The sequence below is a fragment of the Roseomonas sp. GC11 genome (assembly GCF_024437745.1).
Taxonomy (GTDB): Bacteria; Pseudomonadota; Alphaproteobacteria; order Acetobacterales; family Acetobacteraceae; genus Pseudoroseomonas.
In genome coordinates this window covers 22,651-48,905 of record NZ_JANFNY010000027.1, presented here as the reverse complement: position 1 = coordinate 48,905, position 26,255 = coordinate 22,651, and the positions used below count along the sequence as shown (strand labels likewise).

General features: G+C 70.5%; 28 protein-coding genes. 12 read left to right on the top strand and 16 right to left on the bottom strand.

Features of this window, described 5'->3' with window-relative positions; translation table 11 throughout:
• Positions 1–21 precede the first annotated feature (21 nt).
• Together NON00_RS10640 and NON00_RS10635 are read right to left on the bottom strand one after the other, a co-directional pair.
• Entirely contained in the window at positions 22–219 is a 198-nt protein-coding gene (locus NON00_RS10640) for a hypothetical protein (protein ID WP_256020504.1), read from the bottom strand.
• A 111-nt stretch (positions 220–330) separates the two neighbouring features.
• A complete protein-coding gene (locus tag NON00_RS10635; protein ID WP_256020503.1) occupies positions 331–777 on the bottom strand; it encodes a PaaI family thioesterase in 447 nt (148 codons plus the stop codon).
• A 214-nt stretch (positions 778–991) separates the two neighbouring features.
• Here NON00_RS10635 and NON00_RS10630 point away from each other — a divergent pair, with 214 nt between their 5' ends.
• Positions 992–2,410 carry a protein adenylyltransferase SelO gene (locus tag NON00_RS10630; protein ID WP_256020502.1) on the top strand — a complete coding sequence of 473 codons (1,419 nt, stop codon included), beginning with the start codon at positions 992–994 and terminating at the stop codon, positions 2,408–2,410.
• 76 nt (positions 2,411–2,486) lie between these two features.
• Here the strand turns inward: NON00_RS10630 and NON00_RS10625 are convergent, their stop codons facing one another.
• Positions 2,487–3,371: an SDR family oxidoreductase gene (locus NON00_RS10625; protein WP_256020501.1), complete on the bottom strand. Its 885-nt coding sequence runs from the start codon at positions 3,369–3,371 to the stop codon at positions 2,487–2,489.
• A 245-nt stretch (positions 3,372–3,616) separates the two neighbouring features.
• Here NON00_RS10625 and NON00_RS10620 point away from each other — a divergent pair, with 245 nt between their 5' ends.
• Together NON00_RS10620 and NON00_RS10615 are read left to right on the top strand one after the other, a co-directional pair.
• Entirely contained in the window at positions 3,617–4,039 is a 423-nt protein-coding gene (locus tag NON00_RS10620; RefSeq protein ID WP_256020500.1) for an OsmC family protein, read from the top strand.
• Positions 4,040–4,221: 182 nt separating this feature from the next.
• Complete coding sequence (locus NON00_RS10615) at positions 4,222–4,518, top strand: HU family DNA-binding protein (RefSeq protein ID WP_256020499.1); 297 nt, start codon at positions 4,222–4,224, stop codon at positions 4,516–4,518.
• A 51-nt stretch (positions 4,519–4,569) separates the two neighbouring features.
• Here the strand turns inward: NON00_RS10615 and nikR are convergent, their stop codons facing one another.
• Entirely contained in the window at positions 4,570–4,983 is a 414-nt protein-coding gene (nikR, locus tag NON00_RS10610) for a nickel-responsive transcriptional regulator NikR (RefSeq protein WP_256020498.1), read from the bottom strand.
• 175 nt (positions 4,984–5,158) lie between these two features.
• Between nikR and nthA the strand changes: the two genes are divergently transcribed.
• From nthA to NON00_RS10595, 3 genes are read left to right on the top strand one after another with little or no spacing between them, the layout of a single operon-like run.
• Positions 5,159–5,827 carry a nitrile hydratase subunit alpha gene (gene nthA / locus NON00_RS10605; RefSeq protein ID WP_256020497.1) on the top strand — a complete coding sequence of 223 codons (669 nt, stop codon included), beginning with the start codon at positions 5,159–5,161 and terminating at the stop codon, positions 5,825–5,827.
• Positions 5,824–6,480, top strand: coding sequence for a nitrile hydratase subunit beta (gene nthB, locus NON00_RS10600; RefSeq protein WP_256020495.1), 657 nt, complete (start codon positions 5,824–5,826; stop codon positions 6,478–6,480). The genes nthA and nthB overlap by 4 nt, the downstream gene beginning before the upstream one ends.
• Positions 6,467–6,796, top strand: coding sequence for a nitrile hydratase accessory protein (locus NON00_RS10595; protein ID WP_256020493.1), 330 nt, complete (start codon positions 6,467–6,469; stop codon positions 6,794–6,796). Before nthB ends, NON00_RS10595 begins: the two co-directional genes overlap by 14 nt.
• Positions 6,797–6,851: 55 nt before the next feature.
• Here NON00_RS10595 and NON00_RS10590 read toward each other — a convergent pair whose 3' ends face one another.
• Positions 6,852–7,541 (bottom strand): TetR/AcrR family transcriptional regulator, encoded by a 690-nt coding sequence (locus tag NON00_RS10590; protein ID WP_256020492.1) that lies wholly within the window; start codon positions 7,539–7,541, stop codon positions 6,852–6,854.
• Positions 7,542–7,690: 149 nt separating this feature from the next.
• Here NON00_RS10590 and NON00_RS10585 point away from each other — a divergent pair, with 149 nt between their 5' ends.
• The 3 genes from NON00_RS10585 to upp are packed head-to-tail and all read left to right on the top strand — an operon-like array spanning position 7,691 to position 10,889.
• Positions 7,691–8,962 (top strand): GTP cyclohydrolase II, encoded by a 1,272-nt coding sequence (locus NON00_RS10585; RefSeq protein WP_256020491.1) that lies wholly within the window; start codon positions 7,691–7,693, stop codon positions 8,960–8,962.
• Positions 8,963–8,988: 26 nt separating this feature from the next.
• The gene (locus tag NON00_RS10580; RefSeq protein ID WP_256020488.1) at positions 8,989–10,224 is read left to right on the top strand and encodes a DUF1688 family protein; all 1,236 of its coding nucleotides are present in this window, start codon (positions 8,989–8,991) and stop codon (positions 10,222–10,224) included.
• Positions 10,224–10,889, top strand: a complete 666-nt coding sequence (gene upp, locus NON00_RS10575; RefSeq protein ID WP_256020485.1) for a uracil phosphoribosyltransferase — start codon at positions 10,224–10,226, stop codon at positions 10,887–10,889. Before NON00_RS10580 ends, upp begins: the two co-directional genes overlap by 1 nt.
• 243 nt (positions 10,890–11,132) lie before the next feature.
• Here upp and NON00_RS10570 read toward each other — a convergent pair whose 3' ends face one another.
• The 7 genes from NON00_RS10570 to NON00_RS10540 form a co-directional block, all read right to left on the bottom strand.
• Complete coding sequence (locus NON00_RS10570) at positions 11,133–11,837, bottom strand: ABC transporter ATP-binding protein (protein ID WP_256020529.1); 705 nt, start codon at positions 11,835–11,837, stop codon at positions 11,133–11,135.
• On the bottom strand, positions 11,830–12,561 hold the full coding sequence (locus tag NON00_RS10565) for an ABC transporter ATP-binding protein (protein ID WP_256020483.1): 732 nt from the start codon (positions 12,559–12,561) through the stop codon (positions 11,830–11,832). Before NON00_RS10565 ends, NON00_RS10570 begins: the two co-directional genes overlap by 8 nt.
• The gene (locus NON00_RS10560) at positions 12,558–13,577 is read right to left on the bottom strand and encodes a branched-chain amino acid ABC transporter permease (RefSeq protein WP_256020480.1); all 1,020 of its coding nucleotides are present in this window, start codon (positions 13,575–13,577) and stop codon (positions 12,558–12,560) included. The genes NON00_RS10565 and NON00_RS10560 overlap by 4 nt, the downstream gene beginning before the upstream one ends.
• Before the next feature lie 2 nt (positions 13,578–13,579).
• Positions 13,580–14,458 (bottom strand): branched-chain amino acid ABC transporter permease, encoded by an 879-nt coding sequence (locus NON00_RS10555; protein ID WP_256020478.1) that lies wholly within the window; start codon positions 14,456–14,458, stop codon positions 13,580–13,582.
• A gap of 28 nt (positions 14,459–14,486) precedes the next feature.
• Positions 14,487–15,731, bottom strand: a complete 1,245-nt coding sequence (locus tag NON00_RS10550) for an ABC transporter substrate-binding protein (RefSeq protein WP_256020475.1) — start codon at positions 15,729–15,731, stop codon at positions 14,487–14,489.
• A gap of 96 nt (positions 15,732–15,827) precedes the next feature.
• The gene (locus NON00_RS10545; RefSeq protein WP_256020473.1) at positions 15,828–16,727 is read right to left on the bottom strand and encodes a putative hydro-lyase; all 900 of its coding nucleotides are present in this window, start codon (positions 16,725–16,727) and stop codon (positions 15,828–15,830) included.
• Between the two features lie 69 nt (positions 16,728–16,796).
• Entirely contained in the window at positions 16,797–17,711 is a 915-nt protein-coding gene (locus tag NON00_RS10540) for a LysR family transcriptional regulator (RefSeq protein WP_256020470.1), read from the bottom strand.
• Positions 17,712–17,932: 221 nt separating this feature from the next.
• Between NON00_RS10540 and NON00_RS10535 the strand changes: the two genes are divergently transcribed.
• The 3 genes from NON00_RS10535 to NON00_RS10525 all read left to right on the top strand — a co-directional run bounded on the left by NON00_RS10535 (position 17,933) and on the right by NON00_RS10525 (position 22,313).
• Positions 17,933–19,918, top strand: a complete 1,986-nt coding sequence (locus tag NON00_RS10535) for a TonB-dependent receptor domain-containing protein (protein ID WP_256020468.1) — start codon at positions 17,933–17,935, stop codon at positions 19,916–19,918.
• 224 nt (positions 19,919–20,142) lie between these two features.
• Positions 20,143–20,895, top strand: a complete 753-nt coding sequence (locus NON00_RS10530; RefSeq protein WP_256020465.1) for a metallophosphoesterase — start codon at positions 20,143–20,145, stop codon at positions 20,893–20,895.
• Between the two features lie 2 nt (positions 20,896–20,897).
• Positions 20,898–22,313, top strand: a complete 1,416-nt coding sequence (locus NON00_RS10525) for a bifunctional serine/threonine-protein kinase/universal stress protein (RefSeq protein ID WP_256020463.1) — start codon at positions 20,898–20,900, stop codon at positions 22,311–22,313.
• 142 nt (positions 22,314–22,455) lie between these two features.
• Here the strand turns inward: NON00_RS10525 and NON00_RS10520 are convergent, their stop codons facing one another.
• From NON00_RS10520 to NON00_RS10505, 4 genes are read right to left on the bottom strand one after another with little or no spacing between them, the layout of a single operon-like run.
• A complete protein-coding gene (locus NON00_RS10520) occupies positions 22,456–23,508 on the bottom strand; it encodes a sulfate/molybdate ABC transporter ATP-binding protein (protein ID WP_256020461.1) in 1,053 nt (350 codons plus the stop codon).
• The gene (gene cysW, locus NON00_RS10515) at positions 23,505–24,335 is read right to left on the bottom strand and encodes a sulfate ABC transporter permease subunit CysW (RefSeq protein ID WP_256020460.1); all 831 of its coding nucleotides are present in this window, start codon (positions 24,333–24,335) and stop codon (positions 23,505–23,507) included. Before cysW ends, NON00_RS10520 begins: the two co-directional genes overlap by 4 nt.
• On the bottom strand, positions 24,332–25,153 hold the full coding sequence (gene cysT, locus NON00_RS10510) for a sulfate ABC transporter permease subunit CysT (protein WP_256020459.1): 822 nt from the start codon (positions 25,151–25,153) through the stop codon (positions 24,332–24,334). The genes cysW and cysT overlap by 4 nt, the downstream gene beginning before the upstream one ends.
• Positions 25,150–26,172, bottom strand: a complete 1,023-nt coding sequence (locus NON00_RS10505; protein WP_256020458.1) for a sulfate ABC transporter substrate-binding protein — start codon at positions 26,170–26,172, stop codon at positions 25,150–25,152. The genes cysT and NON00_RS10505 overlap by 4 nt, the downstream gene beginning before the upstream one ends.
• Positions 26,173–26,255 lie beyond the last annotated feature (83 nt).

Here is a 26,255-nt window from a genome sequence, read left to right as displayed (position 1 = left end):
GCATCCGCCCTCCGCGCTGCCTCAGGGCCGGCTGCCCTTCACGAGTTTCGGCGTGCGGCGGCCCAGGGCCTGCTCGACGCGCAGGATCATGCGCTGCAGGCCACCGAGGCGGCTGGCGCTGGCGGGCGGATTGGTGGCGCCGAGCGTCTGCGCGATGTGACGGCGGCGTGCTTCCAGCGCGCTGCTGCGCAGCATGCGAAGCTTGTCCATGTCGGACATGGCTTTTCCTCCTGTTCTTGCTCTGGCACCGCAGATGCGCGTTTCGCCGGGCAACCGCAAGATGCTTTTTCCGGCATGCAGGGGAGCCATGCCGGGGAGGGGGCGCGGGTGCTATTCCGCCGCCGGGTCGCCGCGCGTGCTCAGGATTTTCCAGATGCCATCGGCGGCCAGCACGGCGCGGTCCCCCACGCTCAGCACGCCGCGGATGAAGACGACGCTGCGCGTGCGGCGCAGGATTTCCGCGCGCGCCTCGATGAAGTCGCCAGGCTCGGCGGAGGCGAGGAAATGCGTGTTGAGCTGCATCGTCACGGCCGGCAGGCGTCCGATGCGCTCCCACACCGTCATGCCCAGGGCGTTGTCCGCCAGCGTCACCAGCAGGCCGCCATGGATGATGCCGCGGCCATTGGCGTGGTGCGGCTTGGTCTGCAGGCCATAGGCCCAGCCCTCGCCCTCACGCCGCACCCAGAGCGGGCCGACGAGGTCGAGGAATTCATTGCCCTGCGCCAGACGCCATCCCGTCGCGGCGGCGCCGCTTGCCATCGCGGGATCAGCCGGCATGAGGGGACAAGCCGTGGGCCATCCGGCGCACTCCTCTGTCGTCTTCCAATCGGTATTCTGATGCGCGGCGCGTTGCATATTCCGCTGAGTGGAATAGCATTCTGTGCCTTTCCCAGTATGATCCGGCTGCCCGCTGCGTCAAGCGGCGGGGTGGTTTGACGGGGTGGTTTGACGGGGTGGTTTACGGGGCCGCCCCGCATGCCTAGATCGGGCCATGCCCTTCGCCCCGCATTACCAGCCCCGCCAGATCCATGCCGAACTCGGCGAGGATTTTCATGACCCCGTCGCCGCGGCGGTGTTTCCCGCGCAGATCCTGCGCTACCGCAACCAGCGCTGGGCGGAGCGGCTTGGCCTCGGCGGCTTGAGCGATGCGGAGTGGCTGGCGCATTTCGCCGGCTTCGCGCCCTTGCCGGGCAGTTTTCCGGTGCCGCTGGCGCTGCGCTATCACGGCCACCAGTTCCGCCAGTTCAACCCACAGTTGGGCGATGGGCGCGGCTTCCTGTTCGCGCAGCTCATGGATGACGGGCAGCGCGTGCTCGACCTCGGCACCAAGGGCAGCGGGCAGACGCCGTGGTCGCGCGGCGCGGATGGGCGGCTGACGCTGAAGGGTGGCGTGCGCGAGGTGCTGGCGGCCTCGCTGCTGGAGGCGCTCGGCGTCGACACCTCGAAACCGTTCAGCCTTGTCGAGACGGGTGAACAGCTGGTGCGGCATGACGAGCCCTCGCCCACGCGCAGTTCCGTGCTGGTGCGTTTGAGCCACTCGCATCTTCGCATCGGGAGTTTCCAGCGGCTGGCCTACCGGCGGGACGAGGCGGGGCTGCGCCGGCTGATCGCGCATTGCCTGCGCCACTACCTGCCGGAGGCCGGGGCCGCGGCGGATGAGGAAGGGCAGGCGCTCGCCTTCCTCACCGCCGTGACGCGGCGCGTGGCGCGGGTGGGGGCGCAGTGGATGGCCGCCGGCTTCGTGCATGGCGTGCTGAACACCGACAACATCAACATCACCGGCGAGAGCTTCGATTACGGCCCGTGGCGTTTCCTGCCGCATTACGATCCCGGCTTCACCGCCGCCTATTTCGACCATGGTGGCCTCTATGCCTATGGCCGGCAGCCGCAGACGCTGCTGTGGAATCTCGCCCGGCTGGCGGAGTGCCTGCTGCCGCTGGCGGCGATGGAGAAGCTGGAGGCCACGCTGGAGGGCTTCGCCCCCGCCTTCGAGGAGGCGTGGCGCGCGGCCTGGCTATGGCGCCTCGGCCTGCGCCCGCTGGGGGCGGAGCCGGACCGCCATCTGGCCGCCCTGTTCGAGACTTTCCTCCAGGACAGCCAGGCGCCTTTCGAGCAGGCGGTGTTCGACTGGCAGGGCGGGCTGGCGAGCGCGGAGCGGGCGGCGCGCAGCCCCGCCGCCGCGCATTACACGGGCGCTGCCTTCGACACGCTGCGCGCGCATCTGGCCGCCTACCATCCGCGCGATGCGGCGCGGCTCGACCACCCCTATTTCCGCCGCACCCGCCCCTGCACCCTGCTGATCGACGAGGTCGAGGCGCTGTGGGCCCCCATCGCCGCCGCCGATGACTGGTCCCTGTTCCACGCGAAGATGGCGGAGATCGCGCTCCTGGCCGAAGCCATGGCGGACTGAACGCGGGGTCCGGGGAGGCCGCGCCTCCCCGGCGGGGTGCGGGGCGGCGCCCCGCCGCTTCCGCTGACTCCGCAGCTTACCACATGGGCCGCCCCCCCGTGACCGGCAGGATGGCCCCGGTGATATAGCTCCCTTCCTCCGAGGCGAGCAGCACATAGGCCCCGGCCAGTTCCGCCGGCTGTCCCGCGCGGCCGAGGGGGGTGTTGCTGCCGAAATCCCGCACCGCCTCTTCCGGCAGGGTGGAGGGGATGAGGGGTGTCCAGATCGGCCCCGGGGCCACGCTGTTGACGCGGATGCCCTGCTTCGCCAGCAGCCGCGCGAGGCCCACGGTGAAGTTGGCGATGGCGCCTTTCGTGGTGGCGTAGGCGAGCAGGCTGGGCGAGGGGTCCTTGGCGTTGATCGAGCTGGTGCCGATGATGGCGCTGCCCGGCTGCATCACCCGCGCCGCGGCCTTGGCCAGGAAGAAGTGCGCGTGGATGTTGGTGCGGAAGGTGGCTTCCCATTCCTCCGCGCTGATGTCCTCGATGTTCTCGTGGGAGCGTTGCAGGGCGGCGTTGTTCACCAGGATGTCGAGCCGGCCGAATTCACGCATCGCGCTGTCCACCAGGGCGCGGCATTGCAGTTCGTTGCTGATGTCGCCGGGCAGGAGCAGGGCGCGGCGGCCGGCGGCGCGGACCCAGCGGGCGGTTTCCTCGGCGTCGTCGTGTTCGTCGAGGTAGGAGATCAGCAGGTCGGCGCCCTCGCGGGCATAGGCGATGGCGACGGCGCGGCCGATGCCGGAATCCCCGCCGGTGATCAGCGCGACGCGGCCGGCAAGGCGGCCATGGCCGTGATAGCTCTGCTCGCCATGGTCCGGGGTGGGGCGGAGCGCGGCGGTGCGGCCGGGCGGGGTCTGCTGCTGCGCCGGCTGGGGCGGGGTGGGGTGGGCGGTTGGGGGGCTCGGTCGCGTGTCGGGCGGCATGGCGGCATCCTTTCTGGCGGGCTTGGGCGGGTGTTTGGGGCGGGGCCGGTGGCCCTTGCCCTGTCCAACCGGGGGAGGGGCGCGGGGTTGCCGCATCCCGGGTCGGCGCATCCCGGGTCGGCGCATCCCGGGTCGGCGCATCCCGGGTCGGCGCATCCCGGGTCGGCGCATCCCTGGGGGGCCGCCGCGCATTCTCCCCCTGGCGGCCCGGTGGAGTGGCCGCGCCAGCAGCAAGGAGAATCCGCATGAAGAGCCATGGCAGCGCCCTCTGGCAGGGTGGCCTGAAGGATGGGCGGGGGGAGATTTCGACCGGCAGCGGCGCGCTGCGTGCCGCGCCCTATGGCTATGCCGCCCGCTTCGAAGGGCAGCCCGGCACCAATCCGGAGGAGTTGATCGGCGCCGCGCATGCCGGGTGCTTCACCATGGCGCTGTCGATGATGCTGGGGGAGGCGGGGCTCACGGCGGAGCGGCTGGAGACCCGCGCGGAGGTCACGCTGGCGAAGGGCGGGGAGGGGTTCGCCATCACCGCCGTGCATCTGGTGCTGCGGGCGCGCATCCCCGGGGCGGAGGAGGCCGCCTTCCAGGCGCTGGCGGCGCGGGCCAAGGCGGGGTGCCCGGTCTCCCGCCTGCTGAAGGCGGAGATCACCCTGGAGGCCCGGCTGGAATGAGGCCGGACTGGAACAAGACCGGGCGGGCGGGGGCTGCCTGACCGGTTTTACATGACATTGCGGACATTTTTGCCGCCCGGTGGCCTTTCCTGCGGCCTTCCAGGCGCTGGCGTGCTTGACCGGCCGGGGGAGGTTGTGTCTCTCCTCCCGCCGCAAACACAGTTCAATGTGGAGTACGCCTTTTGTCCGACGAAACCCGCCCGCTCAGCCGCCAGGACCTGGTTGACGCCGCCGCCGCGGCCACCAGCCTGCCCAAGACCCAGGCCGACGCCGTGCTGAAGGCCGTGCTGGCCGCGGTGGGTGAGGCCCTCGGCGCCGGCCGCGAGGTTCGCCTCGCCGGCTTCGGCAGCTTCGCCGTGGCCGAGCGCGCCGCCCGCCAGGGCCGCAACCCGGCCACCGGCGAGGTGGTGCAGATCGCCGCCAGCAAGTCGGTGAAGTTCAAGCCGGCCAAGGATCTGAAGACCCGCCTCGGCGCCTGACCGGCCCCGCTGACGGTCCACCCGGCACGGTTCTCCGTGCCGGGTTTTTTTTTAGCCTTTCGCCTCTTCCGCCGGGAGGAGCACGAGGCGGCCGTGCTTCACGCCGCGCTCGGCCATCACGTGTTCGGCGAAGTGGCGCAGCTCGCCCGCCTCGCCGCGCAGCACGGCGACTTCCAGGCAGGTCTCGTTGCTCAGGTGCAGGTGCAGCGAGGAGACGGAGAGGTCGTGGTGGTGGTGGAAGGCGCCGGTCAGGCGCCGGGCCAGATCGCGCTGCTCATGGGCGTAGGTATAGACCAGGGCGCCCAGGCTCGGGCCTGATTCGCCCTCGGCGGCGGCGCTCTGCTGGAGGCCGGCGCGCAGCAGGTCGCGCACCGCCTCGGAGCGGTTCTGATAGCCCCGCCGGGCCGCCACGGCGTCCAGCTCGGCGGCCAGGGCCTCGTCGAGGGTGATGGTCACGCGCTGCATCGTCTCTCCGCCGGGCAGGATGGGCGGGGCACCATGAGGCCGGGGCGGGGCGCTGGTCCAGCCCCCCGACGGTCCGATGCGGCCGATGCGGGGGGGGGAGCTGGCGCGGGCGGTTGCGGGCGCGGGGGCGGCGTGGCTTGATGCGGGCCCCGCCCGGATGCCAAGGCCACCCCCCATGCCGCATGACCACCCGCACCACCACGACCACCCGCATGACCATGGGCACGACCATGGGCACGGCCATGAGGGCAGTGAGCTTTCGCCGATGGATCTGCGCGTGCGCGCGCTGGAATCGCTGCTGGTCGAGAAGGGCTATGTGCAGCCCGCCGCGCTGGATGCGCTGATCGAGACCTACGAGACGAAGATCGGCCCGCGCAATGGCGCGCAGGTGGTGGCGAAGGCGTGGAGCGACCCCGGCTTCCTCGCCTGGCTGCGGCGCGATGCCAGCGCGGCCATTCATTCGCTGGGCCATACCGGCCGGCAGGGCGAGCATATGGTGGCGGTGGAGAATACGCCGGAGGAGCACAACATGGTCGTCTGCACCCTGTGCTCCTGCTACCCCTGGCCGGTGCTGGGGCTGCCGCCGACCTGGTACAAGTCGCCCGCCTACCGCTCCCGCGCGGTGATCGACCCGCGCGGCGTGCTGGCTGATTTCGGCGTGACGCTGCCGGAGGGGACGCGCATCCGGGTGTGGGATTCCACGGCGGAGACGCGCTACCTCGTCATCCCGATGCGTCCCGCCGGGACGGAGGGGTGGAGCGAGGCGCGGCTGGCCGGGCTGGTCAGCCGGGATTCGATGATCGGCACCGCCCTGGCGCGGCGGCCGGAGGAGGTGGCGGCATGAATGGGGCGCAGGATCTGGGCGGCATGATGGGCTTCGGCCCCGTCGTGCCGGAGCCTGAGGGCGAATTGTTCCATGCCGGCTGGGAGCGCCGCGCCCTGGCGGTGACGCTGGCCGCCGGCGCCCTGGGGAAGTGGAATATCGACACCTCCCGCCATGCGCGCGAGACGCTGCCGCCCGCCGATTATCTTTCTTCCAGCTATTACGAGATCTGGATCAAGGGGCTGGAGAAGCTGCTGGTGCAGGGCGGTCTGGTCTCGCTGGAGGAAATCCGGGCCGGGCGCGCGCTGGCGCCGGGCCTGCCGGTGCGCCCGCTGGCGGCGGAGCAGGTGGCGCCGGTGCTGGCGCGCGGCACGCAGTATGACCGCCCGGCGCAGGCTCCCGCGCGTTTCGCCGTGGGGGATGCGGTGCGCACGCGCAATGTCCATCCCGCCACCCATACGCGCCTGCCGCGCTATGCCCGTGGCAAGGCGGGGGTGGTGGACAGGGTGCATGGCGTCTTCGTCTTCCCGGACAGCCATGCGCATGGCCAGGGCGAGGCGCCGCAATGGCTCTACACCATCCGCTTCCGCGCGGATGAATTGTGGGGGGAGGGGGCTGATCCGGCCCTGACTGTCTCCATCGATGCCTGGGAGAGCTATCTTGTCGGTCTGTGACATCACGCCGGGGCTGCCGCAGGCGGAGGGGGAGCCGGTGTTCGAGGCGCCGTGGCAGGCGCAGGCCTTCGCCATGGTGCTGGCGCTGCATGAGGCCGGTTGCTTCGCCTGGACCGAATGGGCGCAGACCCTGGGCGGCGAGATCGCGCGGGGCGGCAAGCCCTATTACGAGCACTGGCTGGATGCGCTGGAGCGGATCGTGGCCGAGAAGGGGATTGCCTCCTCGGCGCTGCTGGAGGCGCGGCGTGCGGCCTGGGCGCGCGCCGCGGCGCTGACGCCGCATGGCCAGCCGATCGATCTGGCGAAGGGTCTATAAGCCGCTTTCTGAAAAAGTCTTTTTGCTTCTTTTTCTTCAGAAAAAGAAGTTTCTTTCAGTTCCTGATCGCCTCCAGCGCCGGCTGCACCCGTCCTCCCGCCAGGGAGAGGCCGCAGCCGCGCAGCACCAGTTGCAGCACGGTGGCCGTGCCATCGGCGAATTCGCGCGGGCCGAGGCTGGGGACATCGAGCACCGCCTCGATCTGCGGGGCGAAATCCGCATAGGTCTGGGTCATGGCCCAGATGGCGAAGAAGAGGTGGCGCGGCTCGGTGGGGGCCATGCGCCCGGCGGCGATCCAGCCCTCGATGACGCGGGATTTTTCCTCGACCAGGGCGCGCAGCGGCCCGGCGAAATGGGGCGCCAGATGCGGCGCGCCGCGCAGCACCTCGTTGGCGAAGAGCTTCGAGGCGCGCGGCCTTTCCCGCGACCATGCCATTTTCGCGCGGACATAGGCGGCGAGGGCCTCGGCCGGGTCGCTTTCGGGGCGGATGCGGTCGGTGGCCGAGAGCCAGAGGTCGAGCAGGTCGTTCAGCAGCGCCGCATAGAGCGCTTCCTTGGTGCCGAAATAGTAGTGCAGATTCGCCTTGGGCAGGCCGGCGGCGGCGGCGAGGGCGGCCATGCTGGCGCCTTCGAAGCCGGTTTCGGCAAAGACGCGCTCGGCGGCTTCCAGGATCTGCCGGCGGCGGGCGGCGCGCTGGCGGGCGCGTGGCCCGGTGGCGTCGCTCTCTGCCTCTGATGAACTCATTTTGCCTCGCAATGCAGCAATTTCGGAGCGCAAAAAAGCCCCGATAAGAAACTTGACCAAATGGTCAGCATAAATCTAGCCTGCTTCCACAGCCGCACCAAGCCATCCCGGCCTGGGCCGCGCCTCCCGACGAGGTGGAACCCGCGACGATGACCACCCTGAACCGCCTGCGCGACGGCAAGGGCGCCGCTCCCCGCCCGATCATCCTGACCTCGCACCCGAAGCCCGGCGCCTCCACCGCCCCCGCCCTGCGCTGGGGCGCGGCCGATGCGCAGGAGCGCGGGCCCGTGGTCGCCACGCTGCAAAATCCCGCCGCGCGCAATGCCATCGGCACCCATGCCGGCTCCTACGCGCTGTATCGCGCCCTGGCCGTGGCCTCCGGGCAGCTCAAGGCGGACCATAAACCGGATTTCCACAACACCCGCCCCGCCGCCACCATCGGCCCCTTCCCCGCCTGGGGCGACCCGGAGAAGATCGTCTCCCTCGACCCCTTCGGCCACCTGGTGCCGGAGGCCTATGCCGAGGCACTGGCGGGCGGCCTCGACATCCGCCCGAGCATCGCCGTCACCCGCGCCCATATCAACATGCCGGAACTCACCGCCGCCATGCAGGCCGGCCGGCTGAAGCCGGATGGCGAGGTGCTGCTGGAGAATGGCGATGCGCGCGTCACCAAGATCGCCATCGAGCCGGTGTGGTGGCTGCCGGGCATCGCCAGGCGCTTCGGCGTCTCCGAGACGGAGCTGCGCCGCAACCTCTTCGAGCAGACCGGCGGCATGTTCCCGGAACTGGTGACGCGGCCGGATCTGCGCGTCTTCCTGCCGCCCATCGGCGGCATGACGCTCTATCTCTTCGGCGACACGGACAAGCTCGGCAAGACAGAGACGCAGATCGCCTGCCGCATCCATGACGAGTGCAATGGCTCGGACGTGTTCGGCTCCGATATCTGCACCTGCCGCCCCTATCTGGCGCATGGCATCGAGGCCTGCATCGGCATGGCGCAGGAAGGCGGCGTTGGCATCATCGTCTATAACCGCAAGGAGGGCCGGGCGCTGGGCGAGGTGACGAAATTCCTCGTCTACAACGCGCGCAAGCGGCAGGAGGGCGGTGACCGCGCGGAGGCTTATTTCACCCGCACGGAATGCGTCGCCGGCGTGCAGGATATGCGCTTCCAGGAATTGATGCCCGATGTGCTGCACTGGCTCGGCATCACCCGCATCGACCGGCTGGTGTCGATGAGCAACATGAAATTCGCCCCGATCGTCGAGAGCGGCATCGCCGTGGTGCAGCGCATCCCCATCCCCGACGAGCTGATCCCCGCCGATGCGCGGGTGGAGATGGATGCGAAGAAGGCCGCGGGCTACTTCACCGAAGCCGTGCCGGATGCGGCGGAACTCGCCATCGCCAAGGGGCGCGCCCTGTGAGTGATATGACTTTCAGCGAAACGGCCGTGCGTGAGGCCCCCGTGAGCGCGGCGGTGGCCCTGCTGCGGCGGCCGGAGACGATCCGCGCCCGCTGCCACGCCCTGCTCGGCCTCGCCGAGGGCGATGCCCTGCCGCATTTCCGCTACGACGCCGCGAAGCTGCCGGCGGCGGCCGACTACGTGGCCGAGACCATCCGGCAGAACTACCCGGATCTGCGCATCCCCTACCATGCCCGCTGGCGGCATTTCGCGGCGGGCGGCAAGGATCGCTGGGCCGCCCTGGCCGCCGGCCTCGCGGGGGAGGACCCGGCCGAGACCGCCCGCCGCCGCTTCGACCTCTGCGTCGTCTCCGTGCTGCTCGATGCCGGGGCGGGGCCGGACTGGTCCTTCACCGAGCCGGATGGCAGCGTCCTCGCCCGCTCCGAGGGGCTGGGCGTGGCCAGCCTGCACGCCTTCGCCGCCGGGCTGTTTTCGGCCGACCCGGCGAACCCGCTGCGTGTCGATGCCGCCGCTTTGCGCGCCCTCGATGCCCCCCGCCTCGCCGCCGCCTTCCAGGTGACGGACAAGAATCCGCTGGAAGGGGTGGAGGGGCGCGCCGCCCTGATGCGAAACCTGGGCGAGGCCCTCGCCCTATCCCCCGCCCTGTTCGGGGCGGAGCGGCCGCGCCCTGGCGGCCTCTTCGATGCCCTGCGCGCCCGCGCCACCCCCGCCGGCCTGCCCGCCGCCGCCATCCTGGAGGCGCTGCTGGAAGGGCTGGCCCCCATCTGGCCCGCCCGGCTGGCGCTGGATGGCGCGAATCTCGGCGATGTCTGGCGCCACCCCCTGGCCGCGCCGGAAGGGCCCGCCCCGGGCCTCGTGCCCTTCCACAAGCTCTCCCAGTGGCTCAGCTATTCCCTGGCCGAGGTGGTGGAGGATGCCGGTATCCCGGTGCTCGATCTCGATGCGCTGACCGGCCTGCCGGAATACCGCAATGGTGGTCTGCTGCTGGATCTGGGCGTCCTGGCCTTGCGCGACCCCGCCCTGGCGCGGCAAACGCTGCCCGTGGACCATCCGGCGATCGTCGAATGGCGCGCCCTGACGGTCGCGCTGCTCGACCGCCTCGCGGAGCTGGTGCGCGACCGGCTGGGCCTCGATGCCGCCGCCATGCCGCTGGCCCGCGTGCTGGAGGGGGGCAGCTGGGCCGCCGGCCGCCGCATTGCCCGCGCGTTGCGCCCGGGGGGCGGGCCGCCCCTCAGCGTCGCCAGCGATGGAACCGTGTTCTGATGGAAAGCCTGACCATGACCGACCTGCCGCACGGCACCCGTGACGTGACCGTGATCCAGCACCCGCTGGTGCAACACAAGCTGACCCTGATGCGGCAGAAGGACACCTCGACCGGCGAGTTCCGCCGCCTGGCGCGCGAGATCAGCCTGCTCATGGCCTATGAGCTGACGCGCGACCTGCCGCTGGAGACCACCGCCATCGAGACGCCGCTGGAGCCGATGGAAGCCCCCATCCTGGCGGGCAAGAAGCTCTGCATCGTCTCCATCCTGCGCGCCGGGGATGGCATCATGGAAGGGATGCTGGACCTCGTCCCCTCCGCCCGCGTCGGCCATATCGGCCTCTACCGCGACCCGGAGACGCTGGTTCCGGTGGAATACTACCTGAAGCTGCCGGATGACATCGCCGAGCGGCTGGTGATCGTGGTGGACCCGATGCTGGCCACCGGCCACTCCGCCGCCGCGGCCCTCTCCCGCCTCAAGCAGGCCGGGGCCACGCAGCTGCGCTTCGCCTGCCTGCTCACCGTGCCCCAGGGCCTGCGCGTGCTGACCGAGGCCCACCCGGACGTGCCCGTCTACACCTGCAGCATCGACCGCGAGCTGGACGACCACGCCTATATCCGCCCCGGCCTCGGCGACGCCGGCGACCGCCTCTACGGCACCAAGTAGTTTTTTTTTCAGGCTGCCGCCGCCGGGTGGGGAAGCGGGACGCTTCCGGCCCGGCGGCGCTCCGTCATGGGCGAGGATCAGGAAGGTCATGGTCATTCTTCCGGGAGGGTGAGGAGAAATGTTCTTTTTTAGAAAAAAGAACCAAAAAATTTTTCTCCGCTGGCGTCCCGCCTCAGGCCAGAAGCGCGACGCCAACTGAAAGAAGTTTTTTGGTTCTTTTTTTTTCAAAAAAGAACGAGACTCTTATATCCCCAGATAAGCCCGCCGCACCTCGGGATTGTCCCGCACCTCCGCCGCCGTGCCGGCGAGGCTGACGCGGCCGGTCTGCAACACATAGGCGCGGTCGGCGATCTCCAGGCTCTCGGCCAGCCGCTGCTCGACGATCAGCACCGTCACCCCCGTGGCGCGGATGGTGGTGACAGCCTGGAAGATCTCGTCCACCAGCTTCGGCATGATGCCCTGGGAAGGCTCGTCGAGCATCAGCAGGCGCGGGCGGGTCATCAGCGCGCGGCTGATGGCCAGCATCTGCTGCTCGCCGCCGGAGAGGGTACCGGCCCGCTGCGCCAGCCGCTCGCGCAGCCGCGGGAAGAGGGCGAAGACCTGCTCCAGCGGCGCCTCGCGATCCGCCCTGTGGCGGTGCAGATAGCTGCCGAGGCGGAGATTGTCGGCCACCGAGAGGCGCGGGAAGAGCCGCTTGTTCTCCGGCACATAGGCCAGGCCGCGCGCGGTGATCTCATGCGCCGGCAGGCTCTCGATGCCCTGGCCGTCGAAGCGGACATGGCCGGCGCGCGGCCGCTCCATCCCGGCGATCGACTTCAGCAGGGTGGACTTGCCCGCGCCATTCGCCCCGGCGACGGCAACGATCTCCCCCGGCGCCACGGCGATGGAAATATCGGAAATGGCGATCAGCCCGCCATAGGCGGTGGTCAGGCCCTCGACCTCAAGCAGCACGGTGACGCTCCCCGAGATAGGCGGTGATGACGCCGTCATCGCGCACCACCTGTTGCGGGCTGCCCTCGGCCAGCACCTCGCCGAGATGCAGCACCACGGCGCGGTCCACCAGCGGCATGACGACTTCCATGACGTGCTCGACCATGACGATGGTGACGCCGGCCTCGCGCACGCGGCGGACCAGCTCGACACCCTTCTGCGCCTCGGAGGGGGTGAGGCCGGTCATCACCTCGTCCAGCAGCAGCAGGCGCGGGCGGGTGGCGAGGGCGCGGGCCATTTCCAGCCGGCGCTTCTCGGGCGGCGTCAGCTCCCCCGCCGGGGCGCCGGCGCGGGCGGCGAGGCCGACATAATCCAGCGTCTCCAGCGCCGCCGCCTGCGCCGCATGGGCGCGCGGGTGGCGGACGAAGGCGCCGACCATGACATTCTCCAGCACCGTCATGGAATCGAAGCTGCGCGGCACCTGGAAGGTGCGGGCGATGCCGAGGCCGCAGCGCGCCGTGCCGGGCAGGGTGGTGATGTCGCGCCCCTCCAGCAGGATCTGCCCCGCGCTCGGCGGGAAGGCGCCGGCGATCAGGTTGAACAGGGTGGACTTGCCCGCCCCGTTCGGCCCGATCAGGCCCAGGATCTCGCCCTGGCGCACTTCCATGCTGACATGGCTGTTGGCGACGAGGCCGCCAAAGCGCCGCGTGACATCGCGGACTTCGAGGAGGGGCGCGCTCATCGCCCGCCCTCCCCGGCCGCGCGCGGGCGCGGCAGCAGGCTGAGCAGCCCTTCCGGCCGCGCCAGCGCCACCAGCATGATCAGCACGCCATAGATGACGAGATCCAGCCCGCTGCCATTGCCGCCGAGATAGCTGCGGGTGATTTCCGTCAGCGGGATCAGCACCGCCGCCCCCACCGCCGGGCCCCAGAGCGTGCCGATGCCGCCCAGCACCGCCGGCAGGGCGAAGAGCAGGGAGAAGCGGAAGCTCATCACGCTTTCCGGGTCGATATAGGAGACGAAGGCGGCATAGAAGGCGCCGCCCACGGCGGTGAAGAAGGCGGAGACGGCGGCGGCGGCCATCTTGGAGCGGAAGACCTCGACGCCGAGGCTCTGCGCGGCTTCCGTGTCATCCTTCACGGCGCGCCACCAGAAGCCCCAGCGCGAACCCTCGATGACCCAGGTGACCAGCCAGGTGATGGCGAAGAGGCCGAGCGCCAGGTGGAAATAGGGCACCTTGTCGCGGGCGAATTGCAGCGTGGCCCAGCTATCCGGCCCGAAGGGCCACTGGATGCCCATGGCGGCGCCGACATAGTCCCAGTTGTGCACCAGCAGCAGGCCGATCTCGGCGATGACGATGGTGGCGATGGAGAAGTAGTGCCCGCGCAGCTTGAAGCAGGGATAGCCGAGCAGCAGCGCCACCAGCACCGCCAGCACGCCCCCCGCCAGCATGCCGCCCCAGGGCAGGATGCCAAAATTGACGAAGAGCACGCTGGTCGTATAGGCGCCGATGCCGAAATAGAGGGCATGGCCGAGCGAGATCTGCCCGCAATAGCCGCCGAGGATGTTCCAGCTCTGCGAGAGCGCGGCATACATCAGCGTCAGCACCAGCACGTTCTGGAGATAGACGTCACGCACCAGCAGCGGCAGCAGGGCGAGGAGTGCGAAGACCGGCACGGCCAGCAGCAACTGCCGGCGGCGGCGCGCCAGGAAGGGGCTGGGTACCGTGGCAAGCGGCAGGGCCTTGGCGATGGCCATCGTCACAGCCTCCCGAACAGGCCGCGCGGGCGCAGGAAGACCACGGCGAGGTAGAGCGAATAGATGCCGATGGATTTCAGCGCGGGCGGCAGGATGGTGGTGGCCAGCGCCTCGATCAGCCCGACGATGACGCCGGCGACGAGGGCGCCGAAGATGCTGCCGAAGCCGCCCAGGGCGACGACGACATAGGCGATGGTGGAGAAGGGCCCGCCCACCTGCGGGTGGACATAGTAGAAGATGGCGAGCACCGCGCCCGCCAGCCCGACCAGCGCGGCGCCAAGGCCCCAGCCCAGGGCGAAGACGCGGTTGCGGTCGATGCCGACGAGGGCGACGGCGCCCTGGTCCTCGCGCGTCGCTTCCAGCGCCTTGCCGAAATCGGTGCGCGACATCAGCAGGTAGAGGGCGGCGAAGGTCAGCACCGAGACGACGCCGCCATAGACCTGCGGCAGCGGCAGGAAGAGGCCGCCGAGATTGATGGTGCGCTCGCCCAGCCAGGACTGGCCGATGCTGCGGTAATCCGGCGTGAAGAGGAACTGCGCCAGGCCCTGGATGGTGATGGCGAGGCCGAAGGTGGCGAAGATCTGCACCATGCCGGCATTGCTGCGCGCGCGCATGGCGAAGCGCACCACGCCGAGATAGGCGAGCGCGCCCAGCACGAAGAGCAGCCCCGTCACCAGCGGCGCGGCCAGCAGCGGGTCCAGCCCGGTGAAGAACCAGAGCCCGAAGGCCGCGTACATGGCGACCATCAGGAAATCCCCATGGGCGAAGTTCACCACATCCATGAGGCCGAAGATCAGCGAGAGGCCAACCGCGATGAGCGCGTAGAGCAAACCCATGAGGAGACCGCTCGCAAGCACCTGCAGCAGTGCTTGCGTTGTCATGGTCGGAATATCCGGTCGTGCGGCGGGGTCAGCCGTTCATCGGCCAGACGGGGGCGGCGATGGCGGCGGCCTCGGGGAAGATCGTCACCCACTTGCCGCCGACATACTGCACCAGCACCGGATCGGCGGAGGTGTTCTGCCCGTCGGCGCCGAAGCGGATGCGCGACCAGGGCATGATGGTCTGCTCGCCCGGAATGTCGGTGGCCGCCAGCGCCTCGCGGAGCTTGGCGCCATCGGTGGACTTGGCGCGGTTGATGGCATCCGCCAGCACCAGCAGGGCCATCACCTCGCGCGCCGTGTTGTCGTTCAGGTCGCGGTTGGCCTTGGCGCGGTAGATCTCGTTGACGCGCGCCACGGCGGGGCGCTTCGCCGCGAGGTCGATCGAGAAGCTGGAGCGGGTGATGACGCCGCCGAGCCGGTCGCCCACCGCGTCATACAGGGCGCGCTCCGAGAAGCCGGCGGCCTGGGCGATGATGTTGCGCGGCCTGTAGCCCAGCTCCGCCATGGTCTTGACCAGGAGGATGGCGTCGGTGGTGTAGCTGGAGGGCATCAGCACATCGGCATCGGCGCTCTTGAGCTGCTGCACCTCGGCGGTCAGCGAGGGGGAGTTGGCGCGGTACTTGATGTCGGCGGCGATGCGGTAGCCGCGCTCCTGCGCCAGCTTGGTCTGCGTCGCGGCGGAATCGGTGCCGAAGATGGTGTCCTCGTGGAAGAGGGCGATGGTCTCGATCTTCACGCCCTTCTTCCGCTGGGCGTCCATGAAGTCGAACATCGCTTCCGAGAACATCTCGTCATGCGCGGCGGGGCGGAAGAAATAGCTCAGCTTGCGGCGGTGCAGGCTGGGGGAGGAGGAATCGGCGGCGATGAAGGGCACGCCGTAGCGCTCGCAGGTGACGCTCGCCGTGGTGGCGACGGAGGAGTGGTAGGCGCCGACGATGGCGCAGACCTTGTCCTGGGTGATCAGGCGCTCCGCCTCGGAGCGGCCCTTCTGCGGGTCCGCCTGGTGGTCGGCGAAGATCAGCTTGAGGCGCGCGCCGCCGAGGCTCGGGATGCCGACGCTGCGCGCCATCGGCAGGTCGAGATCCATCGCCGTGTTGATGACCTCGGCCGCCGTCTCATAGGCGGCGCGGGCATCGGCGGCGATCTGCGCATTGGCGCCCGACATCGGGTAGATGAGGCCGACCGGCACCTCCGCCGCCTGGGCGCGGGCGCGCGGCGCGGCGGCGAGGGAGAGGGCGGCGGCGCCACCCAGGAGAAGCTCTCTGCGGTTCATGGTGTTGTGTCCTGTCTGCCCGATCTGACTGAAGCCGTGTGGTCGCTCTGAGAAAGGCGGGGCTCTTGCCGGCCCCGGCCCGCGTTCCGTGGAGACTCAGAGGATAGCGTATTCACAGTTGCGCCGGTCCGTCACCAGCATGCAGCCCGGCGCGTGGGTGATGGCGAAATCCGGCTTCGCCGCGGCGATCACCGCCTGCGGCGTCACGCCGCAGGCCCAGAAGACCGGCAGCTCGTCGGGGCGGATGTCCACCGCCTCGCCGTAATCCGGCCGGGCGAGGTCGGCGATGCCGATCTCCCCCGGCAGGCCGAGATGGAGCGGCGCGCCATGCACCGCCGGGAAGCGGCTGGTGATCTGCACGGCGCGGATGGCCTGCGCCGGGCGCAGCGGCCGCATGGAGACCACCACCGGCCCGTGGAAGGGGCCGGCCGGAAGGGTCGGCAGGCTGGTGCGGTACATGGCGACATTGCGCCCCTGCTCGACATGGCGCAGGGCCATGCCATCCTCCATCAGCGCCGTCTCGAAGGTGAAGGAGCAGCCGATGGCGAAGGCCACGAGGTCGTCGCGCCACCAGGCGGTGATGTCGGCCGGCTCCTCCACCAGCTCGCCATGCCGCCAGACGCGGTAACGCGGCAGGTCGGTGCGCAGGTCGAGATCCTCGCCCAGCTCCGGCAGGCGCGGGCTGCCGGCCTCGGAGACGCCGAGCAGCGGGCAGGGCTTGGGGTTGCGCTGGCAGAAGCGGAGGAAGTCACCGGCCAGGGCGGCGGGGAGGATGGCGAGGTTGGCCTGCACATGGCCGCGCGCGAGGCCGGCGGTATGCCCGGCGAGCGTGCCGGCGCGGCAGGCGTGCCGCACCGCCCGCCCCGTGGCGAGCCCCGTGTCGAGCCCCGTGGCAGGCTCCGTGGCAGGCCCGGCGGCGAAGGCGCCGGCGGCCTCCCCGGCATCATTCCATGCATCATCCTCGCGGCGGGAGAGAAGCAGGGTTTCCTGCGGCATGGCGGTCTGACCTCTCTGGGGCTGTGACGCGATCAGGGCATGGGCCAGGGATACAATCCAACTTTGATTTCAAATCGAAAGCAATAAGCTTTGCTTATCGTCCTCCTCCGCCGCCAGGGCGCAGGCCAGCCGGGCCAGGCGCTGGGCGGGGGAGCTGTCGGGCGTCAGCGGCGTGGTGGCGGTGAAGGCGAGGTCCGGCAGCCCGACCTCGGTGCGCACCAGCCGCAGCTCGCCGCGCGCCAGTTCCGCCCCGATGACGGCGGCGGGGATGACGCTGACGCCAATGCCATCCAGCGTCATGCGCACGATGGTGGAGAGGGAGGAGCTGGAATAGATGCGCGGCGGCGCCAGGGCGGGCTGCATCAGCATCTGGCGCAGCTGGATATAGGGCAGCGTCGTCTTGGGGTAGGTGATGACCGGCCAGCGCACCAGCCGGTGCAGCGGCACCGGCTCCGGCCCCAGATCCAGCCCCGGCCCGGCCACGAAGGAGAGCGGATAGGAACAGAGCGGCAGGTTCAGCATATGCGGCTCGCTGACCGGGCCGAGCAGGAAGGCGAGGTCCAGCCGGCTGGCCAGCAGCGCCTCGCTCAGATGGGGGGAGACATCCACCTCGATCTCCAGCGTGATGGCCGGGTGGGTGGCGTGGACGCGCTCGATGAAGCGGGCGAGCCAGGTGTGGACGATGGTCTCGGCGACGCCGAGGCGGACAATGCCGCTCAGGCTCTCCGGCGTGGCGATGGCGTCCAGCATCTCGGCATGCAGGCGCAGCAGGCGCTCGGCATAGTCGAGGAATTCCCGCCCCTTCGGCGTCAGCCCCGTCAGCCGCGCCCCGCGCTCCAGCAGCCGGACGCCGAGGCGCTCCTCCAGCCCGGCGATGCGCAGGGAAATGGCGGGCTGGGTGGTGTGCAGCCGCTCCGCCGCGCGGCGGAAGCCGCCCAGCCGGGCCACCCAGTAGAACACCTCCAGATCCCGGATATCCGGCATGGGCTCGCCCCGCGCAACGACTCTGGCCCTGGCCTAGCATGTGGCGTGCCGCGGCCCATCCCGCCGCGCGCGCCCCCCGGTTCTGTTTCCCCGCTGGCCTGTTCCCCCGCTGCCCCGGGCTCTTTGCGGTGGTGAGGCGGAATGGTCCGGATCATATCTTGCGAATGATTCTTAGTATTATTATCAAGCGGCGACCGCGTTCCAGCCTCAGGACCTCCCCCATGACGTCACGCCTCGGATTGCTGATGGCCAGCTCTGCCATCGGGCTCGCCCTCGCCGCCACCCAGGGGGCCGCCCTGGCCCAGAGCAGCGGCGCCGCCAGCACCCAGCTGCCCGCCGTGCAGGTGCAGGGTGACAAGCCGGCCGATACCACCACGCTCGACCGCAACCAGATCGTCCAGGAAGGCGGCAACTCCCTCGACGACCTGCTGCGCGGCGTCAGCGGTGTTTTCACGCGCGAAACCTCGCAGCAGCCGGGCGTGGCGGTGAATATCCGCGGTTTCGAGGGCCAGGGCCGCGTCAACATGATGATCGACGGCGTGCGCCAGAGCTTCCGCTTCACCGGGCATGAGGCGGCGGGCTTCACCTATGTGGACCCCAACCTGCTGGCGGGCATCGACATCACGCGCGGCGCGGTGCTCGATGCCGGCGGCGGCGCCCTGGCGGGCACGGTGAATTTCCGCACCCTCGGCGTCGATGACGTGGTGGCACCGGGCCGCAGCTTCGGCGCGCTCTCCCGCCTCTCCTGGGGCAGCAATGGCGTGGGCTTCCAGGAGATGCTCGCCGCTGGCGCGCGCATCGGCGGCACCGGGGTGATGGGCGCCATCAGCCAGCGCAATTCCGACAACTACCATGACGGCTATGGCAACAGCGTCGCCGGCTCCGGGCAGGAACTGACCTCGGGCCTGGTGAAGATGACGACGGACCTCGGTGGCGGGCACAGCCTCGGCCTGGGCGCGGTCATCTACGACAATGATTTCTATGCGAATTCTTTTTACCAGACGGTCAACAACAAGACCTTCACGGCGAATTACCGCTACAATCCCGGCAACAACCTGATCGATCTGCGCGTCAACGCCGCCTACAACGACCTGGTGATGAAGTACACCGACGGCGCGACGAAGAGCACGATCGGCCGCGTGATCGAGGATAAGGGCGCGGGCTTCGACGTTTCCAACCTCTCCACCTTCACCTGGGGTCCTTTCCGCGTCCGCAGCAACAACGGCATGGAGTATTTCCATGACGAGGTCAGCTCCGAGAATGGCGGCGTCAACCCGGCGGATGGCACCAGCAGCCTGCTCGGCGTCTTCACCGACACCACCTTCAGCTATGGCATCTTCGACCTGACGCCCGGGCTGCGCTACAACCGCTATACGCTCGACGGCTCCAGCCAGCCGAGCCGGACGGCCAGCCGCGCCGATGTCGATCTCACCAAGGACTCGCTGGACCCGAAGCTGACGCTGGCGGCCAATGTCACCAGCTGGCTGCAGCCTTATGTCACCTGGTCGCGCTCCATGCGCGCGCCCACGCTGCAGGAGACGATGCTGGGCGGCGACCACCCGGGCAACACCAGCGCCAGCTTCATCCCCAATGCCAACCTCCGGCCGGAGACGCAGCAGGGCTGGGAATTCGGTGTCAACGTCAACCGCCATGGCCTGTGGCGCGCGGATGACGTCTTCACCGCCCGCGCCAATTATTTCATGATGGATGTGGATGACTACATCGTCGCCCGCTACGTCTCCTCCGCCCGCGCCTACCGCTATGAGAATGTCACCGGCACCAGCAAGGTCAGCGGCTTCGAGCTGGAGATGAGCTACGACCCGCGCATCGTCTTCGCCCGCGCCAGCTTCACCCACACCAATTCGGATCTGGCGACGCAGCAGCCCGGCGCGGGCGCCAGCCAGTACCTGCCGGACAATATCGGCTCCGTCACCTTCGGCGCGCGCTTCCTGGATGAGCGCCTGACGGTGGGCAGCCGCTATGACTATGTCTCGGATGGCAAGCAGGCCACCTTCACCGGCACGACGACCCAGGGCGGCAAGCCCTATCACCTGCTCGGCCTCTTCGCGAGCGCCAAGGTGACGGAGAATGTCGAGGTCAATGCCCGTGTCACCAACCTGATGGACGTGGCCTATACGCCCTTCCTCAGCACCATCGGCACGGGCCAGGGCCGCACCATCTATCTCGGCACCGAAATCCGCTTCTGAAACAAGACCCCCTGAAGGCGGGTGCAGGGGGCCCTGCCCCCTGCTGGGGGTGAGGGGGCAAAGCCCCCTCAATCCGGCCGCGCCTCCTGCTCCGCCAAAGAGCAGGAGATGCTTATATTTCAAGGCGCCGCCACGAGACTTGCGCCCCGCCGGGCTTTGCGGCAAGCAAGCCGGGAGAAGAAAGGCCGGGGCCATGCCCCCCGGCCACGGGGAGGTCCCGGCCCATGCGCTTCGCCGTCCTGGCCGATATCCATGCCAACCGCCAGGCCTGCGAGGCCTGCCTCCGCCATGCCGAGGGGCAGGCGGTGGACCGCTACGTCTTCCTGGGCGACCTTGTCGGCTATGGCGCGGATCCGGACTGGGTGGTGCGGATGGTGCGCGCGCGCCTCGCCGACCCGGCGGCCCCCGCCCTGGTGGTGCGCGGCAATCATGACGAGGCGGTGGGCCGCGGCGACACCGCCGGCATGACCGGCCACGCCGCCGCCGCCGCGCTCTGGCACCATCAGCGCCTCTCGGCGGAGGACCGCGCCTTCCTCGCCGGCCTGCCGCTGGAGGTGGAGGCGGAGGGCGTGCATTTCGTCCATGCTGATCCCGCCGACCCGGCGCGCTGGACCTATGTGACGGATGCCGAGATCGCCCGCGCCAGCCTGGAGGGCGGCCATGCCTGGCTGACGCTCTGCGGCCATGTCCATGCACCCATGCTCTATGGCCTGACGGCGACGGCGAAGCTGGCGGCCTTCCGCCCGGCGCCGGGGGTGGCGGTGCCGCTGCTGCGGGCGCGGCGCTGGCTGGCGGTGATGGGCTCGGTGGGCCAGCCGCGCGATGGCGACCCGGCGGCCTGCTATGCCGTGCTCGACACGGCGGCGGCGGAATGCACCTGGCACCGCGTGCCCTATGACGCCGCCGCCGCCGCCGCCGGCATCCGCGCCGCCGGCCTGCCGGAGCGGCTGGCGAGCCGGCTGCTCGAAGGCCGCTGAGGGTGGCGCTGCCCCGCCTCGCCCCGGGCACGGTGCTGGATGGCTTCGTGCTCGGGCCGCTGCTGCACCGCGGCGGCATGGCGGCGCTGCACGAGGCCAGCCACCCGGACCACCCCGATACCCCCCTCCTGATCAAGATCCCCCGCATGCAGGAGGGGGAGGACCCGGCCGCCATCGTCTCCTTCGAGATGGAGCTGATGATCCTGCCGCGCCTCTCCGGCCCGCATGTGCCGCGCTTCGTCGCCGCCTGCGGCTTCGAGGCGCAGCCCTATCTGGTGATGGAGCGGATCCCGGGCGAATCCCTGCGCCCCCTGCTGGAGGCCCTGCCGCGCCCGCCGGAGGAGGTGGCGGCGCTCGGCGCCCAGGTGGCGCGGGCGCTGGACGCGCTGCACCGCCAGCATGTGGTGCATCTGGACATCAAGCCCTCCAACATCCTGCGCCGGCCGGATGGGCGGGTGGTGCTGGTGGATTTCGGCCTCTCCCGCCACGACCTCTTGCCGGACCTGATGGCGGAGGAATTCCGCCTGCCCTATGGCACCGCCCCCTATATGGCGCCGGAACAGGTGATGGGCCTGCGCGGGGATCCGCGCAGCGATCTCTTCGCGCTTGGCGTGCTGATGTATTTCTTCGTGACCGGGGAACGCCCCTTTGGCGACCCGCAGCGTCTCTCCGGGCTGAAGCGCCGCCTCTGGCGCGACCCGCACCCGCCGCGCGCCCTGCGCCCGGATTGCCCGCCCTGGTTGCAGGAGATCATCCTGCGCTGCCTGGAGGTGGACCCGGAGCGCCGCCACCCGAGCGCCGCGCAGCTGGCCTTCGACCTCGCCCATCCGGCGCAGGTGCCGCTCACGCCGCGGGCGGGCAGGGCGGGGCGCGATGGGTGGGCGGCGGTGACGCGGCGGCGCTTCAACCCGGAGGCGCGGCCGGTCTTCCGCCTGCCGGGTGCCGCGCGGCAGCAATCCCTGGCGCCGATCCTGGCCGTGGCGCTGGACGTGGCGGAGGAGGAAAGCCACCAGGGGGCGCTGCGCGCGGCGGTGGAGCGCATCCTGGCCACGCTGCCCGGCGCGCGGCTGGCCTGCCTGCATGTGCTGCGGCAGAACCTCGTCACCCCCGACAGCGGCCTGGACAGCGAAGGGCGCAACCGCCACGCCGTGTCCCTCGCGCGGCTGAAGCACTGGGCTGCGCCGCTCGGCCTGCCGGAGGAGCGCGTCACCTACCACGTGCTGGAAGCGGTGAGCGTGGCGGCGGCGCTGCTCGAATATGTCACCGTCAACCCGGTGGATCATATCGTGCTGGGCGCGCGCACGCCCTCGCTGCGGCGGCGCTGGCTGGGCAGCGTCTCGGCGGAACTGGCGGAGAAGGCACCCTGCTCCGTCTCCGTGGTGCGGCCACGCCGCACCGGGCCGGAAGAGGAAAACTGAAAAAGATGAGGGGGCTTTGCCCCCTCAACCCCCCCTTTCTTTCCCTTGGGCAGGGGACGGGGTCCCCTGCACCCGCCTTCCGTTGGGTTTCCAAAGGCCTCAGGCCTTTGGTCGGGAGAGTTTGAGAGGGGCGAAGCCCCTCTCAAGAGGGCGCGGCGAAGGCCCTGGCCTGGCGGGCCTCCAGCCGGCAGGGCTGGCCGGGGCGCAGCAGGCCATGCGGTGCCTCCGCCTCGATCACCTGCCCGGCGAGGTCGAGTTCCACATGGGCATGGCCGCCGGCGGGGCGGCTGCTGCGCACGCGGGCATTGCCCTCGCCCTCGGCGGCGGGGGAGAGCGCCCATTCATGCGGTCGGACGAAGGCCAGCGCCGCGCCCTCGGGCGGCGCCGCGCCGCGCAGCGCGGCGGCGGAGAGCGGCGGCAGGGGAAGGCCGGAGAAGGCCAGAACCCCGCCCGAGAGATGCGCCGGCAGCCGCGCCGCGCCGCCCAGGAAGCCGGCGACGAAGGCCGCCGCCGGCTGCTCCACCAGGGCCAGCGGCGTGTCGAACTGCACCACGCGCCCGGCCTGCATCACCGCCACGCGGTCGGCCAGTTCCAGCGCCTCCTCCTGGTCATGCGTGACGAAGAGGCTGGTGAGGCCCATCTCCGCGTGCAACTCGCGCAGCCAGCGGCGCAGGCCCTTGCGCACCTCGGCATCCAGCGCGCCGAAGGGCTCATCCAGCAGCAGCAGGCGCGGCTCGATGGCCAGCGCGCGGGCCAGCGCCACGCGCTGCCGTTGCCCGCCCGAGATCTGTTCCGGCAGGCGCTTCTCCAGCGCACCGATCTGCATCCGCTCCAGCAGGGCACGCACGCGGCGGGCGATCTCGGCCTCCGGCGGGCGGCTGGCGCGCGGGCGGACGCGCAGGCCGAAGGCGACATTCTCAAAGACGCTCATATGCCGGAACAGCGCGTAGTGCTGGAAGACGAAGCCGATGCGCCGCGCCCGCGCCGGCACGGCCGACATGTCGTGGCCATCGATCTCCACCGTGCCGGCATCGGCGAAATCCAGCCCGGCGAGCATGCGCAGCAGCGTCGTCTTGCCCGAGCCGGAAGGGCCGAGGAGGGCGACGAATTCGCCGCCGCGCACCGCGAGATCGACGGAATCGAGGGCCAGGGCCGGGCCGAAGCGGCGCACCAGCCCGCGCACCGCGAGGCTCATGCCATGCCCCCCCGCCGCGCGCCGAGGCGCTCCAGCAGCGCCTTGGCCGCCAGCGTCACCAGCGCCAGCAGCGCCAGCAGCGCCGCGACGGCGAAGGCGCCGACGAACTGGTATTCGTTGTAGAGGATCTCGACATGCAACGGCATGGTGTTGGTCTCGCCGCGGATATGGCCGGAGACGACGGAGACGGCACCGAACTCCCCCATCGCCCGCGCATTGCAGAGCAGGACGCCGGAGAGCAGCGCCCAGCGGATCTGTGGCAGCGTCACGCGCCAGAAGCTTTGCCAGCCCGAGGCGCCGAGGGTGGCCGCCGCCTCCTCCGCCGCGCGGCCCTGCTCCTGCATCAGCGGGATCAGCGTGCGGGCAACGAAGGGGAAGGTGACGAAGAGCGTGGCCAGCACCAGCCCCGGCACGGCGAAGACGATCTGCACGTCATGCGCCTGCAGCCAGGGGCCGAACCAGCCATGCGCGCCGAAGAGCAGCACCCAGACCAACCCCGAGATGACGGGGGAGACGGAGAAGGGCAGCTCGATCAGCGCCAGCAGCAGGGCGCGGCCGGGGAAGGTGAAGCGGGCGATGCACCAGGCCCCGGCCAGCCCGCCCAGCGTGTTCACCGGCACGGCGATGGCGGCGACCAGCAGGGTGAGGCGGATGGCGGCCTGCGCATCCGGGTCCGCCAGCGCGGCCACCACCGGCCCCCAGCCGCGCCGCAGCGCCTCGGTGAAGACGGCGGCCAGCGGCAGCAGCAGGAAGGCGCCGAGCAGCAGCACGGCGAGCGCGACCAGCAGCCAGCGGATGGCGCGCGGCTCGGCGGTGGCCGGCGTCATGCGCGGCGCCACAGGCGGTTCATCAGGCTCAGCCCCAGCAGCATCAGGAAGGAGAGCGCCAGCATCGCCAGCCCCACGGCGGCGGCGCCGGCATAGTCGAACTGCTCCAGCCGCACCACGATCAGCAGCGGGGCGATCTCGCTCCACATCGGCGTGTTGCCGGCGATGAAGATGACGCTGCCATATTCGCCGATGGCGCGCGCCGAGGCCATGGCGAAGCCGGCCAGCAGCGCCGGCGCCAGGGCGGGCAGCACCACGCGCCACCAGGCCTGCCAGCGCGTGGCGCCCAGGGTGGCGGCGGCTTCCTCCGCCTCCAGCGGCAGGTCGCGCAGCACCGGCTCCACCGTGCGCACGACGAAGGGCAGGCCGACGAAGCCCATGGCCAGCGCGACGCCGAGCGGCGTATAGGCCACCTTCACCCCGAGCGCCGCGAGCGGCGCGCCGAGCCAGCCATTCGGCGCGTAGAGCGCGGTGAGGGCGAGGCCGGCCACGGCGGTGGGCAGGGCGAAGGGCAGGTCCACCATGCCATCGAGCAGGCGGCGGCCGGGGAAGCGGTAGCGCACCAGCACCCAGGCCACCAGCAGCCCGAGCGGCAGGTTCACCGCCGAGGCCGCCAGCGCGCCGAGGAAGGAGAGCCGCAGCGAGGCCAGCACGCGCGGTTCGGTGACCGAGTGCCAGAAGCCGAGCGGGCCGAGTTCCAGCGGCCGCAGCAGCAGCGCCAGCAGCGGCACCAGCACGAGGCCACCCAGCCAGAGCAGGGTGATGCCCAGGCTGAGGCCGAAGCCGGGAAGGGGGTCGCGGCGGCGCGGTCGCTTCATCGTCCGGGCTGGTAGATCCGGTCGAATTCGCCGCCATCGTCGAAATGCGTGGCCTGGGCCTTCTTCCAGCCACCGAAGATGGGGTCGTCGATCGTCGTCATCTCGATGCGGGGGAAGCGGCTGCCGGCGGCGGCCAGGGCGGCCTCGTCGCGCGGGCGGTAGAAATGCTTGGCCGCCAGCGCCTGCCCCTCCGGCGTGTAGAGCGCCTGGAGATAGGCCTCGGCCACGGCGCGGGTGCCGCGGCGGTCCACATTGCGGTCCACCACCGCGACGGGCGGTTCCGCCAGGATGGAGAAGCCGGGATAGACGATATCGAACTGGTCCGCGCCGAATTCGGCGAAGGCCAGATGCGCCTCGTTCTCCCAGGCCAGCAGGACATCGCCCTGGCCGCGCTGGACGAAGCTGGTGGTGGCGCCGCGCGCGCCGGTGTCGAGCACGGGCACCTTGCGGAACATCTCGGTGAGGAAGCTGCGCGCCGCCTGCTCGCCGCCGCTGGATTTCTTCACCGCCCAGGCCCAGGCGGCGAGGTAGTTCCAGCGCGCCCCGCCCGAGGTCTTGGGGTTGGGGGTGACGATGGAGACGCCGGGCTTCAGCAGGTCCGGCCAGTCCGCCAGCTTCTTCGGATTGCCCTTGCGCACCAGGAAGACGATGGTGCTGGTGTAGGGCGAGCTGTTGTGCGGCAGGCGCTGCTGCCAGTCGGCATTGATCAGCCCGCGCTCGGCGATGGCGTCGATGTCATAGGCCAGGGCGAGGGTGACGACATCGGCCTGGAGGCCGTCGATCACCGCGCGGGCCTGGCGGCCGGAGCCGCCATGCGAGGCATTGGCGCGGATGCCCTGGCCCGTCTTCGCCTTCCACTGCTCGGCGAAGAGGCTGTTGAACTCGCGGTAGAATTCCCGCGTCGGGTCATAGGAGACATTGAGGAGCTGGCCGGCCCCCTGCGCCCGGGCTGCCAGGGCCACGCCTCCGCCGAGGGCAGAACCCAGGACCGCGCGGCGGGACAGGCTGGAAAGGGTCATCATGACCTCCTCTCTCTGGGTGGGATCATCCGGCCTCGGCAGGCCGGATGCAACGCTCCTGTTGGCGGGGATTCGCGGCGGCG